Source organism: Devosia sp. (assembly GCF_028290645.1).
Lineage (GTDB): Bacteria > Pseudomonadota > Alphaproteobacteria > Rhizobiales > Devosiaceae > Devosia_A.
In genome coordinates this window covers 1-15691 of the sequence record NZ_JAQGJL010000280.1, presented here as the reverse complement: position 1 = coordinate 15691, position 15691 = coordinate 1, and the positions used below count along the sequence as shown (strand labels likewise).

General features: G+C 65.2%; 16 protein-coding genes. 4 read left to right on the top strand and 12 right to left on the bottom strand.

The window, feature by feature from the left end:
* Positions 1 to 477 (bottom strand): aldo/keto reductase (locus JWQ89_RS15120; RefSeq protein ID WP_299642321.1); only part of this gene is annotated, 477 nt, incomplete at its 3' end.
* Positions 478 to 772: 295 nt separating this feature from the next.
* On the opposite strand from JWQ89_RS15120, the gene JWQ89_RS15115 reads away from it, so the two are divergent.
* Positions 773 to 1393: a cytochrome b gene (locus tag JWQ89_RS15115; protein WP_299642320.1), complete on the top strand. Its 621-nt coding sequence runs from the start codon at positions 773 to 775 to the stop codon at positions 1391 to 1393.
* 45 nt (positions 1394 to 1438) lie between these two features.
* Here the strand turns inward: JWQ89_RS15115 and JWQ89_RS15110 are convergent, their stop codons facing one another.
* From JWQ89_RS15110 to JWQ89_RS15095, 4 genes are all read right to left on the bottom strand, one after another.
* Positions 1439 to 1846, bottom strand: coding sequence for a response regulator (locus tag JWQ89_RS15110; protein WP_299642318.1), 408 nt, complete (start codon positions 1844 to 1846; stop codon positions 1439 to 1441).
* A 208-nt stretch (positions 1847 to 2054) separates the two neighbouring features.
* A complete protein-coding gene (locus tag JWQ89_RS15105; RefSeq protein WP_299642317.1) occupies positions 2055 to 2228 on the bottom strand; it encodes a hypothetical protein in 174 nt (57 codons plus the stop codon).
* A gap of 17 nt (positions 2229 to 2245) precedes the next feature.
* Complete coding sequence (locus JWQ89_RS15100; protein ID WP_299642315.1) at positions 2246 to 3301, bottom strand: histidine kinase dimerization/phosphoacceptor domain -containing protein; 1056 nt, start codon at positions 3299 to 3301, stop codon at positions 2246 to 2248.
* A 137-nt stretch (positions 3302 to 3438) separates the two neighbouring features.
* The gene (locus JWQ89_RS15095) at positions 3439 to 3822 is read right to left on the bottom strand and encodes a response regulator (RefSeq protein ID WP_299642314.1); all 384 of its coding nucleotides are present in this window, start codon (positions 3820 to 3822) and stop codon (positions 3439 to 3441) included.
* A 255-nt stretch (positions 3823 to 4077) separates the two neighbouring features.
* On the opposite strand from JWQ89_RS15095, the gene JWQ89_RS15090 reads away from it, so the two are divergent.
* From JWQ89_RS15090 to JWQ89_RS15080, 3 genes are all read left to right on the top strand, one after another.
* A complete protein-coding gene (locus JWQ89_RS15090) occupies positions 4078 to 5091 on the top strand; it encodes an iron ABC transporter substrate-binding protein (RefSeq protein WP_299642312.1) in 1014 nt (337 codons plus the stop codon).
* Between the two features lie 70 nt (positions 5092 to 5161).
* Complete coding sequence (locus tag JWQ89_RS15085; protein ID WP_299642311.1) at positions 5162 to 6706, top strand: iron ABC transporter permease; 1545 nt, start codon at positions 5162 to 5164, stop codon at positions 6704 to 6706.
* On the top strand, positions 6703 to 7734 hold the full coding sequence (locus JWQ89_RS15080) for an ABC transporter ATP-binding protein (protein ID WP_299642310.1): 1032 nt from the start codon (positions 6703 to 6705) through the stop codon (positions 7732 to 7734). Before JWQ89_RS15085 ends, JWQ89_RS15080 begins: the two co-directional genes overlap by 4 nt.
* 72 nt (positions 7735 to 7806) lie before the next feature.
* Here the strand turns inward: JWQ89_RS15080 and JWQ89_RS15075 are convergent, their stop codons facing one another.
* The 7 genes from JWQ89_RS15075 to JWQ89_RS15045 form a co-directional block, all read right to left on the bottom strand.
* Positions 7807 to 8871 carry a LacI family DNA-binding transcriptional regulator gene (locus JWQ89_RS15075; protein WP_299642309.1) on the bottom strand — a complete coding sequence of 355 codons (1065 nt, stop codon included), beginning with the start codon at positions 8869 to 8871 and terminating at the stop codon, positions 7807 to 7809.
* A 106-nt stretch (positions 8872 to 8977) separates the two neighbouring features.
* On the bottom strand, positions 8978 to 10303 hold the full coding sequence (locus JWQ89_RS15070) for an amidase (RefSeq protein ID WP_299642307.1): 1326 nt from the start codon (positions 10301 to 10303) through the stop codon (positions 8978 to 8980).
* 58 nt (positions 10304 to 10361) lie between these two features.
* A complete protein-coding gene (locus JWQ89_RS15065; RefSeq protein WP_299642306.1) occupies positions 10362 to 11828 on the bottom strand; it encodes an amidase in 1467 nt (488 codons plus the stop codon).
* 59 nt (positions 11829 to 11887) lie between these two features.
* Positions 11888 to 12757, bottom strand: a complete 870-nt coding sequence (locus tag JWQ89_RS15060) for an ABC transporter permease (protein ID WP_299642305.1) — start codon at positions 12755 to 12757, stop codon at positions 11888 to 11890.
* Complete coding sequence (locus JWQ89_RS15055) at positions 12754 to 13773, bottom strand: ABC transporter permease (RefSeq protein ID WP_299642304.1); 1020 nt, start codon at positions 13771 to 13773, stop codon at positions 12754 to 12756. Before JWQ89_RS15055 ends, JWQ89_RS15060 begins: the two co-directional genes overlap by 4 nt.
* Before the next feature lies 1 nt (position 13774).
* Positions 13775 to 14632 carry an ATP-binding cassette domain-containing protein gene (locus JWQ89_RS15050; RefSeq protein ID WP_299642302.1) on the bottom strand — a complete coding sequence of 286 codons (858 nt, stop codon included), beginning with the start codon at positions 14630 to 14632 and terminating at the stop codon, positions 13775 to 13777.
* Positions 14629 to 15645 (bottom strand): ABC transporter ATP-binding protein, encoded by a 1017-nt coding sequence (locus tag JWQ89_RS15045; protein ID WP_299642300.1) that lies wholly within the window; start codon positions 15643 to 15645, stop codon positions 14629 to 14631. The genes JWQ89_RS15050 and JWQ89_RS15045 overlap by 4 nt, the downstream gene beginning before the upstream one ends.
* Positions 15646 to 15691: the final 46 nt, after the last annotated feature.

Below are 15691 nucleotides of genomic sequence, written 5' to 3'. Positions count from 1 at the left end.
GACCTGTCGCGCGATCTCGAAATGATGCTCCCATCCGCAGGCCAAGTCCTTGTTGTCGGGGGAGAGATCATGGACGAAGGCGATGTCGATGCGCTCGATTCCGAGCCGCTGCAGGCTGTCCTCGAGGGCCCGCCGCACCGCCGGTCCTGAATAGTCGTAGATCACCTCGTTCGGCGCCGCCGAGAAATTGGCCCGGAGCTGTGTGGGGGCATCCGGCGAGGCCTTGAGCAACCGGCCGACCTTGGTCGAGAGGACATAGTCATCGCGCTGCTGGTTGTGGAGGAAATGGCCATAGCGGCGTTCGGCAAGGCCGAGGCCGTACCAAGGCGCCACGTCATAGTAGCGGATACCGGTGGCCCACGCCGCTTCCAGGGTCTCCTGCGCTTCTTCGTCGGTCACGACTTGGAAGGCATTGCCGATCGGCACCCCGCCAAGTCCGAGACGATGTTTCGGCCGGTAATGTTCGGTGGCGGCCATGGTCGGCTCCCATTTGGCGGCCCGCCTGAACAACGTGGCCTTCACGTACCCCGCTGCCGCGGACCTTCAGCCTGCGAGTGTTCCTAAAGGCCCGCCGAAATGCTTTCTCGCCGCTGCTGCGAGTGCGGCGATTTTGCCGAGTTCCAACCCTCTCTGGCCGAACCAAGGGATGAGCGCCTGAGACCTACGTGTCAGTTCCAAGCACATGCGTAGACTGGAGCGGACGATCAGGGGCCGATAGCTTCCGAGGGTTGCTGCAGCGATTTCAACAGCGGCTCAAAAGAGAGGAGGCACCATGTCTCAAATCGACGAGACCGCCTCCCCCCGGGCGGCGCTGATGCTTCACTACGACACGCCGACCCTGGTCTTCCACTGGCTGACGGTACTGTTCGTGGTGACGCAATCCGGCACCTTCCTCGTGTGGAACTACGTGACACCCCATAACCGGTTCTGGCGACCAATCCTTGAATCCACCCATGTGTCGCTGGGCATACTCTTTGCCCTCGCCATCCTGGGTAGGATCATATGGCAATTGACCGGCGCGCGGCGCTTGCCGGCGGAAGCCGGCCTTCCCGGCATCCTCTCCCGCGCGATGTACATAATCCTCTACGCCCTGCTTGCGGCCCAGGTGGTGACAGGTTTCGTGCTGCAATGGGCAGGAGGTGAGGGGATCCCATTCTTCAACCTGTTCTCCATACCCGAACTGATCGCCAGGAACCGGCAACTCGAGCACCTGGTTCAGAACCTTCACGAGTGGATGGCGTGGGCCATAGTCATTCTTGCCGCCGGCCACGCCATGGCAGCGCTGGTCCACCATTATGTCCTGAAGGATGCAACCCTGGAGCGGATGATGTACCGGCGCAGGTCCATCAATCGGCCTCGATTTGCAGCCCGGCAGCCATCTCGCCGGGTATGAGCCGGGTTTGGGATTGCCGGCGGCGGACGGGAGGGAGGTGGCAGCCTAACTGACCGGTCCCGACTCCGCTGGAGCAGCCGAGGCCGCCCAGCCCGATGCCAGCGCAAGCTCTACAGCGGCCAATAGTTCCTGGTCGCTGAAGGGCTTCGCTACAATCCGCGCACCGGGAAAGTGCTGGACCACCTCTTCGGTGCTGGCGGCAGTGCAGAACATGTACGGGACGCCCCTTGCCTGCAGCCTGGCCACCAGTCCGTTGGGACCGCCATGTTGCAGGCGAAAATCGATCAGGGCGAGATGCACCGGGCGCTCGGCGAGGTGGAGAAACGCCTCCTCGGGAGTGGTGGCGATCAGCACGTCGTAGCCGGTCTGGACCAGCGGGGCCTCGATGACCGAGGCGATGAGATAGTTCGTCTCCACGACCAGCGCGGTTCGAATTGCGGATAAATCTGTCATGTTACTCGGCGCGAAAGGGTGACCATCCACCGGACGGCGACTGGCAGGCTCAATGCGCTCGTGAAACGCCCGGATGCAGCGACGACGGTGCCCGCAGGGCATCTGCTCGTCCGGCCTCATCGCACTATGTCACGCGACGCCCAAGGTGGCTAATGCATTTGACATGTCACTTCACATCAAAGGCCGGGGAACTTGGCGAGTGACCGCGCTAAGGCTTGGGCGTGGCGCCCTCCTTGCCCTGGCCGCTGCTGCGGCTGTCGTCCTCCGGCGGCTCGACCGGAGGCAGGCCCTTGGCCGCACGAGCCGCGGCATCGGCATCTCGCAGGCGATCCTCACCGATCGATTTTGAACCGTGCTTCGAGACGGAGACAGGGTCGGCCATGAGCGTACTCCTCTTGCCTAGACCGCGCGCAGTTCGGGCTCGCGCGCTGCTGTGGCGACTTTCTTCGTGATCACCACCTTGGTTCCGTTCGAACTCGACGAAAGGTTGAGGTCGCCACCCAGCTGGGCGGTAAGGGCCTCGACGATGCTGGTTCCGAGACCCGCCTTCGCCGTTTTCTTGTCGGGCGACATTCCGGCACCATCGTCGCTGACCGTCAGGGCCCAAGCCGGCCCCTCGACGGCGTAGCGGACCAGGATCTTTCCGTCGCGGCCGTTGGGGAACGCGTGCTTCAGGGCATTGATTACGAGTTCGGTGACGATCAGTCCCAGACTGACCGACGCTTCTGCTGCGACCGAGCTATTGTCGATATCGACGTCGAGAGTAACCTTCGTGCGATCGCGGATCATCGAGGCGCCGATGCTGGCGCAGAGTTCGGTGAAATAGGGCCGGAGCTCGACGCGCCCCTGTCTCGTCACCGCCAGTTGTCGCTGCACCGATGCCACCGACATGATCCGGTGGTGGGCGTCGCGAAGGTAGCCGCGGGTCTCATCGGACTGAACCGTGCGGGCACTCTGCATCAGCACACTGGCAATGATCTGCAGGCTGTTGGCGACACGGTGCTGGAGTTCCTGCAGAAGCACCGCCTTTTCCCGCACCAGGTCTTCCTTGACCTTTTCGATGAGCCGGGCTTCGGTGACGTCGGAAATCGACAGCAGGACGTAGAGTTTCGTGCCGTCCGCGAAGTCAAGCTTCTGGGCATTGAGCACCAGGCGACGGACGGGGCCGTCGTCGCGCACATAGTCGATCTCGTAGGCCTCGATTGCCGCATCGCCGGAGACCGTTGCGCGTAGCAGCGATGCGACCTGAGGCAGGTCCCATTCGCCCGAGCCCAGCGACGCCAGTTGTTGGCCCGGCACGCTGGCGGGAGCGATCTGGAAGGCATCACAGAACGACGCGCTGGCCGCGAGGAGTTTCAGGTGGCCATCGAGCAAGAGCATGGGCGCGCTGGAGGAGGCGACGATCGCCAATGCTAGGCCGTTTGCGATTTCAGGAGGAAGCGAAAGAGCAGCCATTGCATGGCCCTCGGGGCCGGAGGCTCGCGGAGCGAAAGCCATACCCGGCGTAGTGCTGGTCGTGGAGAAAATGAAATTGACCGATCCACATGTCGATCAGCCAGCTAGCCTAGCACAGATGAAGCCGGGAACAGCGGCTAAATCGGACTCAGTTGCAATGCGGCCATGTCACGAAAGGCAGCTGCCACTGCGGAGCCCAGATAGGGCTTGGGGAAGAAGCGTCCGCCTTCCGGCAAATCCACTTCCAGGATCCTGATCTGCCCGGAGGCCACGATGATCTTCACCGGTGGCCAGCGGTTCCGCACGGCGGCCGCGAGCTTGAGGCCATCCATCGATCCGGGCATGTCGATATCGGTAAGAAGCAGGTTGATGCTCGCCTCCGCCTGCAGGAGCACGAGGGCGGCATCGGCATTTGCCGCCTCGAACACGGTGAACCCCTCGTCCGCCAGCTCGCCCGCAATCCCCATCCGGATCAGCGTTTCATCCTCGACGACGAGGACGACCCAAGATTGCGATGCCATGGTGTCTACCGATCTGTGTTGCTGCCCTTGTGCACACCTTGGGGCGGAATTGTTAAGGGTGTGGTCGCGTTTTCGTCGGCTGTTCCACCCCTCAACAGTTCGCAGGCACTAAAAGTTCAAAAGAAGCACAAATCGCTCGTCGGAAGCGACGTCCAGGGGCGCCAGCCAAGGCCGAGTTTTAAGTTGACAATGATACTCATGATTCAGTAATCCCCGCTTGCCCGTCCGACGAAGGACGCTCAACACGAGGCAACAATGCAATTCTCAGTCTCCCGCCTGGCCAGGGTCCTGGCCGTTGGCGTGGCCCTCGCCGCCAGTTCCGTCTCTGCGTTCGCCGAGGACAACGGCATCACCGTCTACAACGCTCAGCATGAGAGCCTGACCCAGGAATGGATCGACGCCTTCACCAAGCAGACCGGCATCCCGGTGACCCTGCGACAGGGCAGCGATCTCGAGATCGGCAACCAGATCGTGCAGGAGGGCGCCAACTCGCCAGCCGATGTGTTCCTCACCGAGAATTCTCCGGCCATGGTGCTGGTCGACAATGCCGGCCTGTTCGAGCCGCTCCCCGCCGATATGCTCGACCAGGTGCCGCCCGAGTTCCGTCCTGAAAACGGTCACTGGACCGGCATCGCGGCCCGCTCGACCGTGTTTGCCTACGACAAGACCAAGCTGACTGCCGACACGCTGCCCAAGTCGATGAACGACCTCGCCGATCCGAGCTGGAAGGGCCGCTGGGCCGCTTCGCCCGGTGGCGCCGACTTCCAGGCGATCGTCGCCGCCTATCTGGCGCTCAACGGCGAGGAGAAAACCGTCTCCTGGCTCAAGGCGATGAAGGAGAACGCCGTTCCCTACAAGGGCAACCGGGCGGCCATGGCCGGGGTCAACCGCGGCGAAGTCGAAGGGGCGCTGATCTATCACTACTACTGGTTCGGCGACCAGGCGAACACCAAGGAGAACACCGCCAACGTGGACCTGCACTATTTCAGGAACCAGGATCCCGGCGCGTTCGTCTCGATCTCGGGCGGTGGCGTGCTGGCCTCATCCAAGCACAAGGAGCAGGCGCTGGCTTTCCTGAAATTCGTGACCAGCAAGGCCGGGCAGGCCGTGCTTCGTGACGGCACCTCGTTTGAGTATCCCGTCGGCCTCGGCGAGGCGGCCAATGCCGCACTCACTCCAATTGCCGATCTGCAGGCACCCAAGATCAACCCCAGCCAGCTTGACAACGCCAGGGCGGCCGCGCTGATGACGGCGGCGGGCCTGCTGTAAGACGCCACGAAGTCTCCCCGCCGGCGGCCAGGCCGCCCGGCGGGGGTTATTGTTACGGGAAGGCGGGCCGATGAGCCTCGCAATGTTATCGGTGGGACGGACGCGTCGCATACCGCACCTGCCGATGGTGGTGGCCTCGGTCGTGGTGTCGCTGCTGTGTCTGGTTCCGCTCGGCTTTATTGTATGGGTCGCGATCGACAGTGGCTGGGACACGGTGCGCCAGATGGTGTTCCGGCCCCGCGTCGGCGAACTCCTGGTCAACACCTTCCTCCTCGAGCTGGTCACCCTGCCCATCGCCATCGTGCTTTCGGTGGCGCTCGCGTGGCTGACCGAACGAAGCACGCTTCCGCTGGCGCGCCTGTGGTCGTGGTTGATGGTGGCGCCGCTCGCGGTGCCCGCCTTCGTCCACAGCTATGCGTGGAACGGTTTCGCCTCGAGCCTCAATGGCTTCTGGGGCGCCGTGCTGGTATCGGTGCTGGCCTACTTCCCGTTTCTCTACCTGCCGGTTGCCGCGCAGCTCCGCCGCCTCGATCCGACCCTCGAGGACACGGCCGCCTCGCTCGGACAGCCGCAGCTCGCGATCTTCCTCAGGGTCATCCTGCCGCAACTGCGCCTCGCCATATGCGGCGGTGCGCTGCTGGTCGGCCTCCACCTCCTTGCCGAATACGGCCTCTTCGTGCAGATGCGCTTCGATACGTTCGCGACGGCGATCGTCGACCAATTCCAGTCGGTCTATAACGGACCGGCAGCCAACCTGCTCGGCGGCGTTCTGGTGCTGCTGTTCTTCCTGTTCCTCGGCATCGAGGGGGTGGCGCGCGGGAGCGAGCGCTACGCCCGGGTCGGCTCCGGCGCCGCGCGGGCACCCAACCGGTGGCGCGTTCCCGGATGGAGCCTCCTGTTGCCGCTGATTGTCGCGCTGCTGTCGCTCGGCGTCCCGATCTACGCGCTCGGTCGCTGGCTGGTCCTCGGCGGCGTCGGAATCTGGCGGCTCGAGTCGATCGGCCCGGCGCTGGGGCAGACCTTGCTGCTGGCGCTGGCCGGCGCGGCGCTCACCACCATCGCGGCGTTCCCCGCGGCATGGCTCAGCGTACGCGCGCCGGGCAGGCTGCAGCGCGTGCTCGAAGCGTGCCACTACTACGTCGGAGCTCTACCCGGGGTGATCGTCGCGCTGGCGCTGGTCACCCTCACGGTCCGCGTGGCACTGCCGCTATACCAGACGATCGCTACGCTGCTGCTCGCCTACCTGTTGATGTTCCTGCCCCGCGCATTGGTCGGGCTCAGGGCCAGCATCGCGCAGGCGCCGGTCGAGCTCGAAAGGGCAGCGATGAGCCTCGGCAAGCCGCCGCTGCTGGCGGTGTTGACGACGACCATGCGCCTTGCCGCTCCCGGTGCCGCGGCGAGCGCCGCGCTGGTGGCACTGGGCATCGCCAATGAGCTGACCGGAACACTGATGCTGGCGCCAAACGGCACTCGCACCTTGGCGACGCGGTTCTGGGCCTATACCAGCGAACTGGACTTCTCCTCCGCCGCGCCCTATGCGCTGCTGATGATCGTTCTATCCCTGCCTTTGGTCGCCCTCTTACGGCTCGAGGCGGACCGGATCTCCCGCTCATGACCATCCTGACGCTGCACGGCCTCGGCAAGCGCTACGGAAGCGTCGTGGCCCTCGACAATATCGACCTCGAAGTGCCGGCCGGCAGCCGCACGGCCATCGTCGGTCCGTCGGGCTGCGGCAAGACCACGCTGTTGCGGCTGATCGCGGGCTTCGAAATGCCGGACGCCGGCTGCATTTCCCTGGGGGGGACGGTGCTCCTCGACGGCAAGACCGCGGTACCGGCGCACAAGCGGCGGATCGGCTACGTCTCCCAGGAAGGGGCGCTCTTCCCGCATCTGACGATTGCCGACAATATCGGCTTTGGCCTGGCGCGGCGCGACCCCGAGAGGCACAAGCGCATCGCCGAGCTGATGGCCCGGGTCGAACTGCCCGTCGAAATGATGAACCGCCGGCCGCATGAACTGTCGGGCGGCCAGCAGCAGCGCGCCGCGCTTGCCCGTGCTCTTGCCCTTCGCCCTCGCCTGATGCTGCTCGACGAACCCTTCTCCGCCCTCGACGCCGGCCTGCGCGAAGCCATGCGCGACATGGTCGGCGAACTCCTGAGCGCCGCCGGCATCACCACGATCCTCGTGACCCACGACCAGGCCGAGGCACTGTCCTTTGCCGAACACCTGGTGGTGATGCGCGATGGCGCGGTGGTGCAGAGCGGAACGCCGCAACAGCTCTATTTGCAGCCCCGCGACGCCGTCACTGCGCGCTTTCTCGGCGAGGCCATCATCCTCGACGCTGTCATCGTCGACGGCAGGGCGCAGTTCGCCTTCGGCGATATCGCCGCGGATGCGTCAGCGCCGGCCGACAAGGTGCGGGTCATGTTGCGGCCGGAACAGGTGCGGATGACGGCGGCGAGTGCCGACACAGCAAACGCCCGTGTGCTCAGCCGGGCTTTTCGTGGCCCGACCTGCCGCCTTGTCGTCCAGTCGCTCAGCGCCTCGGCCAACACCATCACGCTCGTCGTCTCAAGCCTCGACAGCCCCGAAGTGGGAGAGTTGCTCCGTCTCGCTGTCATAGGACCGGTTCACGTGCTGTAGGACGCGAGGGGTCCATGGCCCCCCATCTGGGCTGGTACGATCCCCGGTCAGCGAGCGGGACTTGGCAGTGCGTTACTGAACAGCACTTGCGTCCTCGCTTGCCGGCAGTTGAGCCGTTCTGGATCGTGCAGTACTGAGGCGGGTCTCGAGGCGGGCGGGGAGGTTGGCGATGGGATGCTGCAAGGCGCGCTGGTCCAGCCGGGCCCGCAGCATTTCGCCGGCGAGTCGGCCGGCGTCGTAGTTGCCGATATTTATGGTGGTCAGCGAGGGCTTGAGGTGCTTGGAGAAATCGAGATCGCCATAGCCGGCGATGGCGAGCGCATCCGGAACGGCAATTCCGAGATTCCCGGCCTCCATCAACGCACCGAACGCCAGCACATCGGAGCCGTAGAAGATGGCGTCGCAACCATCGAGGCCGATCAGGATGCGCCGCAGCGAAGCCACCCCATCATCGAAGGTCTGGGTGCCCTCGATCGGCAGGACCAGGCGCGGTTCGAGACCGAAACTGGAAAGTCCCTCCCGGAAGCCGCGCAGGCGCTCGGCGCCGTGACCGAGCGTATGGCCGCAGAAGGCGATGCGGGAAAATCCCTGCTGCCCAAAATGCTGCCCCATTTGCCGCCCCGCTTCGAACGATGAGATCTGCACCAGCATATCGACCGGATGTGAACGTTCACCGATCTCGACCACCGGAACGTCGAGGTCCAGCAGCACCTTGCGGGTCGGTCGATCCGAGCCTACGCCGGTCAGCACGATGCCGGCCGGACGAAACGGCACGATGGACTCGACGATATCCGGTGTGACTTCACCGTCCCAACCCGTTTGGACAAACATCAGCCGAAGGCGGCTGCCTTCGAGGGCATCGACGATTCCCTGTACGGCGCTCGCCAGGTGCGGGTTCTGCAGGTTGGCGACGAACACCGTGACGATCGACGAACGCCCGGACTTGAGCGTCGAGGCGATGGAGTTGACGACATAGCCGGTTCTGATCACGGCTGCCGCAACGCGCTGTCGCGTCTCCGGACGCACCTTGTCGGGGGCGTTCAGCGCGCGCGAGACGGTGATCGGCGAGACACCAGCCTCGCGCGCGACATCCTCGACACGCACCGTGCGGCCGCGCTTCGTCCGGGGGTTCTGCAATATCACTCCTCTTCAGCCGATCGGGTCTCTAAAACTTGGCGGGCTGCCCACGGTAGCAGTAGCGGACGGTCGCAATGACGCCAAGTCCGGGGCGCCCCGGACACTGTCACGGTGCTGGGTAGAGCTGCTGCCGGACCGCGGCGAACACCGGCTCGATGAACGCGGCCCAGGCCAGCAGATCTGCATCCGCCCCGTAGCGCGGGATGAACTGCAGGCCGAGCGGCAACCCGTTGTCGGCAAAGCCGGCGGGAAAGACCAGGCTGGCCAGACCTGCCAGCGACCAGCTGGCGGTCTGTTCGCCCCAGCCTGTGACATAGTAGTTCTCGGGCGCCGGGCCGTTGGTGCCGGGCAGCACCCAGAGGTCGATGCCATTGTCGTCCATCAGCGCCTCGATCTTGCGGCGATGCTCGGCCTGGAAGGCCTTGGCCTCGGCATACTGGGCGTCGGTGACCTGCCGGCCGTGGACGAGGCTGTCATGGGTGCGGCTGCGGTAAAGATGTGCGTATTTGGGGAACCACTCGCGATGGGTGCGAACCATCTCATAGGGGAGGAGCTGGCCGATCTGCCGGCCCGCTTCGGCGAGATAGGCGCCGCTGAACACCGGAATACGCCGGACCTCGAAGCCCGCAGCCTTCAGCGCCGCCAATTGCGCGTCGAGTGCGACGGCGGCGTCCGGCGTGAGCGCGGCGTTGCCGACATTGACCGGAAATCCGAGGATCGGCCTCATGAGGCCAGGGGTGGGGACGATTCCGGCGAGCAGTTCGGCAGCCGTGACGATGCTGGGCAGGTCCTGCGCAAGAAAGCCCAAGGTATCGACCGACTCGCACATGTAGACGACCCCGTCGGAGGGAACGGTATTCCAGCTCGGCTTGTAACCCATGGTACCGCAGAATGAGGCGGGACCGATGATCGAGCGGAAGGTTTGGGTGCCGATGGTGATGGGTGAGATGCCGACGGCCGACGCCGCTGCCGATCCGGCGGAGCTGCCCCCGGGCGAGTGCTTGAGATTGCGCGGATTTCGCGTTACCGGCGGTTCGCTATGCGCGAACTCGTCGGTCTCGGTCTTGCCGAGGATGATGCCCCCCAGGGCTTTGATCTGCCTGACCAGCGAACCTTCAGGGCCGGTAAGCGGCCCGGGAGGCAGGTACGAGCCGGCCCGGGTCTCCATGCCATCGACATGCAGGAGATCCTTGACCCCGACCGGGATGCCGAACAGCGGTGGCCGCCCGGCGGGATCGGGATATTTCTCCAGGAGGGCCCTCGCGTCCGCCAGCAGCCGCTCGCGCCGTCCAGGTTCGGGCAGAAGGGCCCTGATCTCGGCGTCCGTCGCCTCCACCCGCCGGATGATTTCGGTAATGTAGGCGACGAGGTCGAGCTCCCCGCTTCGCAGGGCCGCGATCGTTTCGGGGAGTGAAGCGCGGTGGAATTCCATAGTCTCTTGCCCTTTTGGAGTCTGGACCGGCGCGGCGGCAGGGCCGCGCCGAATGTGCTCAGGCCGCCTTTGCCGCTGCGAGGTTGGTGACGATCTCAGGCCAGACATGCTTCCACGGGGCGGCCTGTTCGTAAGCAGCCGACGCGCGCATGACCATGGCGTCGTCGAGGTGACGGCCGACGATCTGCAAACCGACGGGCAGGCCGGCCTTGGTGAAGCCGGCGGGAATGCTGGCGGCCGGCTGGCCGGTCCAGTTGAACACCGAGGTGAAGGGCGGGCTGTCGCCGCGCCCGACCGGCGTGCCGTTGATCGACGCGGGGCCGTAGAGACCATGATCGAAGGCGGGATGGGCCGAGACCGGCGACAGCAGCAGGTCGTATTTCTGCATGAACCGCCACATGACGTTGACGGTCGCCTGCCGGATCTTGTTGGCCTCGGAAAAGTCCTCGGCGGTCCATTTGCGCTGGAGGCCGTCGACGAGGTGCGGGATCTGGATCAGCCCCTTCTCCAGGAACGCGCGCATGCCGACGAGGTCGCTGTCGCGCATGACGATAGCCCAGAAGGCTTCCCCCATCTCGGGGAATTTGGGCGTGTCCTCGACCACTTCGCAGCCGAGGTCATCGGCAAAGACCTTGGCCGCCCTTGCCGTGAGTTCGCGCACCTCGTTGTCGACCAGTGGGTAGCCGAAGTCCGGGCTGTAGGCGATCTTCTTGCCCTTGAACTGTTCCTTGATGACGCCCAGCCAGTCGAAATCGGCCTGCGGCAGCGAGTGGCGGTCCCGCATGTCGGGACCCACCACGACGGAAAGCAGCAGCGCCGAATCCTCGACCGTGCGGGTCATCGGACCGATATGCTCGATGGTCTCCCAGCTGGAGACGCCGGGATGGCGCTCGTCGCGGCAGCCCGGGTAGAGCGGCACGCGGCCGAACGAGGCCTTCATGCCGAAAAGATTGTTGAAGCTCGAGGGACCACGCACCGAGCCGCCACCGTCGCTGCCGAAGGTCAGCGAGCCCATGCCGGTGGCAACTGCCGCGGCGCTGCCGGCGCTGGAGCCGCCGGAGGTCTTGGTGAGGTCCCAGGGATTGTTGGTGACCGGAGCCACCATGTTCCAGCCGACGCCGCCATAGCCCAATTCGGCGACGTTGGTCTTGCCCAGCATCACCGCGCCGGCGGCCTTGGCGCGCTCGACGACGATGTCGTCCTCCTCGGGAATGAAGGTCTCGTAGGCCTTCGAGCCGGACATCGTGCGGATGCCCTTGGTGCAGATCAGGTCCTTGATCGAGATCGGCACGCCGTGCAGCGGACCGAGCTCGTCGCCGCGCATCACGGCCTCTTCGGCACGCCTGGCGTCGACGATCGCGATGTCTTCGGTCAATGTGCAGAAGGCATGGAGCGTCGGCTCGAGCGCGTGGATGCGCTCGAGGACGGCCGCGGTGACCTCGACCGGCGACGCCTGCCTGGTGCGGATCAGCTCCGCCTGCTCCGCTCCCGACATGCTGGCGATGTCGGACTTGCTCTGGCTCATGTCTTGATACTCTCGGTGGGTGGAAAGGGGAGCGGCAGACGCCGGACGGGGGCCCGGCGCTAGAACTTTTGCTGAATCTTGCGGATGCCGAGGTCGATGAGAAGGAAGGCGCTGATCAGCGACATCACCGCGACGCCGGGGAAGAACGACACCCACCACTCACCGCTGATGATGAAGCTGTTGCCTTCCGAGATCATCAGACCCCATTCGGCATCGGGCGGCTGCACCCCGAAGCCGAGGAAGCTCAGCCCGGCTGTCACCATGATGGCGCCAGACACGTCCGTGGCGATCAGCGTCATGGTGTAGGGCACGCTGTTGGGCAGCAGATGGAGGAACACGATGCGTATCGGATGGAGCCCCATCGCACGCGCCGCATCGGCATAGGGCTTGTTTTTCTCGGTGAGGATCGCCGCCCTGGTGGTTCGTGCGTAATAGGGCATGAAGACGATGGCGATGGAGAGGACCAGCGTCGTCGGCGACGGGCTGAAGGCCGCCGCCATGGCAAGCGCCAGCACGAAGTTCGGAAAGGCTGAGATCACGTCGGTGATCCCCATCAGCAGATTGTCGATCCATTCGGGCGCCGTGCCCGCGATGGCGCCCAGGACCAGACCCATGGCGGCCGCGGCGAGGACGCTCGTCATCGCGACGAGGATGTCGTAGCGGAAGGCGACGGCGGTACGGACAAGAAGGTCGCGCCCCAGAGCATCGGTGCCGAACCAGCTGAGCGGCGATGGCGGAAGCAGCTTGCTGCCATAGACCACGTCGGTGGCGCTTCGCCCGATCAACGGCGGCACAAGGATGGTGAAGAGCACCCAGGCGATGAGGATGGCAACGCCGACGGTCAGACTCAGCGGCCAGCGCTTCCGTGCGGGTTTGCTGCGGGCTGCAGGAGCGGCGAGTGTGGCGAGCGGTTGATCGAGGGTGGTCATGCGGCAACCTTCACGCGCGGGTCGATCCAGAAATAGCTGACGTCGACGATGAGATTTATGGCGATGGTGAGGCCAGTAATGAGCAGCACCACCGCCTGCAGCGGAGCGAGGTCCGCCACCTGCATGCTTTCGACGGCATAGCGGGCGACGCCCGGCCAGGCGAACACGGTCTCGACCAGCACCGCACCCCCGAGCAGCAGTCGGGAGAGGTGCGCGACCATGGTCAGCACCGGGATCATGATGTTCTTGAGGGCGAAGCGACGGACCACTTCGCCGCGCGGTAGGCCGGCGGCGGTGGCGGCGCGGATGTGGTCGCTGCGCAACTGCACGCCCATGATGTTGTAGACCATGACGACGAGCGGTGCGGCGCAGACAAAGACCAGTGAAGCGACCGGCAGGATCAGCCGCGAGACCACGCTGCCGAAGAGCTGGAGATTGCCGGCGATGAGGCTGTCCACGGTATAGAGGCCGGTGACATAGGGCGGCGCAATGTCGAGGATGCCGATCCGCCCCGATGGCGGCGGCACCCAGCCGAGCAGAAAGTAGAACACGAAAATGCACATCATCCCGAGCCAGAATACCGGGATGCCCATGCCAAGCAGCGCATAGCCCTGGATTGTCCGGTCGAGCCAGCTGCCGGGCCAGGTCGCGGCAAGGACGCCGAGCGCGACGCCGACAGGCACAGTGATGATCAGGGTCAGCAGCGCGAGTTCAATGGTGGCGGGGATGCGCTGCGCAAGATCGAAGGTGACCTCGTTGCCCGTCTTCCAGGAGTGACCGAGATCGCCATGGAAGATGTTCTGCAGGTAGATCCAGAACTGCACGGGGATGGGCTGGTCGATGCCCATCGAGGCCTTGACCGCTGCAATGGTCTCGGGATCGACGGAGAGCCCGACGCGGGCCAGCGCGGCATTGCCGGGCACCGCCTGGGTCAGAAAGAAAATGACGACCAGCGCGCCGAACAGCGTCGGGATGGTCCAGGCGAGGCGGCGGAGCGCGTAACTTAGGACGGCCATGTCAGGCTGCCTTTTCTGCTGCGAAGTCGGGAAGCGGACGGCCGATCTCCGGGACTGCGTCGCGCAAGCTGCGCGCGTATTCGGTCTCGGGATTAACGATGAACTGGTCGCGGCTGGTGATCTCGAGCAGCTCGCCGCGGCGCATCACTCCGATCCGGTCGCAGACCTGGCCGATGACGGAGAGGTCGTGGGAAATGAAGATGTAGGTGAGGTTGAGCTGCTGCTTGAGATCGACCAGCAGGTTGATGATCTGGGCCTGCACCGACACATCGAGCGCCGAGGTCGGCTCGTCGAGGACGATGAGTTTCGGTTGAAGCGCGAGGGCCCGGGCGAGGCAGATACGCTGGCGCTGACCGCCGGAGAATTCGCGCGGCAGCCGACCCTGCGCCGAGGCGGAAAGCCCCACTATGTCGAGCAGGCGCGCGATCTCGGCATCCAGCGCCGCACCGCGAAGCTTCCGGTGAATTTTCAGCGGCTCGGCCAGCGCCCGGCGGACGGTCATGCTCGGGTTGAGGGCGTTGAACGGGTCCTGGAACACCATCTGCATGCCGGCCCTGAGCCGACGCAGCTGGACGCCGGTGAGGTGGGCGATGTCGGTTCCCATGAACATGATCTGTCCGGCGGTCGGCTCCTCAAGTCGCAACAGCAGTCGCCCCAGCGTGGACTTGCCAGACCCGGATTCTCCGATCAGCCCGAAAGCCTCACCCGGACGGATTTCGAACGAGGCGTCCTTCACGGCGGTGACCATGTGCTGGGCGCCAAAACTCCCGCCGCTGCGGAACACCTTGGAGACGCCCCGGACCTCGAGAACCGGAATCGGCCGGCGTACCCCCTCATCCCTGTCGACCGGACCGGTCATGGCTGCACCTCCTCGACGGCGGGAGTGGTTTCCGCATAGCGGCAGCGGGCGAGGTGGCGAGTGTCGACGAGCCGGAGTTCGGGACTGATGGTCGCGCAGTCGGCATGGGCGAAGGCGCAGCGCGGATGGAAGCTGCAGCCGCCCGGCAGGTTCGACAGGGCCGGCATGCTGCCCGGAATATTGGCGAGACGCGTCCGCGCCTGCCCGAGCTTGGGGAGCGCCTTGATCAGGGCCCGCGTGTAGGGGTGCTTTGGTCGCCGCACGATGGTGTCGGTCGCCGCGTCCTCGACGACCTCGCCGGCATACATGACGCAGACTCGGTCGCAGAGCTGCCAGACCGCCCCGAGATTGTGCGAGATGAAGAGGATCGACATGCCGCGGCTGCGCGCGATGCTGCGCAGGAGCAGGAGGATCTCCGCCTGCACCGTGACGTCGAGGGCCGAAGTCGGCTCGTCGGCGAGCAGCAGATCGGGCGATCCGGACAGTGCCAGTGCGATCATCACGCGCTGCGCCATGCCGCCCGAGAACTGATGCGGGTAGGAGTCGAGGCGTTTCTCGGGATCGACGATCTTGACCTGGTTGAGCAGGTCGATGGCCTGCGCCCGGATCTCGGCTTTGCTCAGCCTGGTCCGGGCATGGGCCCGGATCACGGCCTCGAGCTGCTGGCCGACGGTGAACACCGGATTGAGGTGGCGGACCGCGTCCTGGAAGATCATCGCGATCCGGCCGCCGCGCACCTTCTGCATCTCCCCCGGCCGGAGGGCGAGCAGATCCCTCCCATCGAAGGTCACCGCGCCAGCTGTGACCTCGATGACTGACGGCAGCAGGCGGAGCATCGAGAGCGCCGTCATCGTCTTGCCGCTGCCACTCTCCCCGACGAGGCCGACAATCTCGCCGGGGGCGATGTCGAGGCTCACGCCCCGGAGGATTTCCGGGGCGCCTGCCTCGCGCCCCAGACTTGCCCTGAGGCCGGAGACCGAGACCAGCGGGATGGTGTTCACCGTCGCGTCCATGGTCTGCGCCTAGGCCGACATGGTCAGGTTGTCGAAGCGGATGACC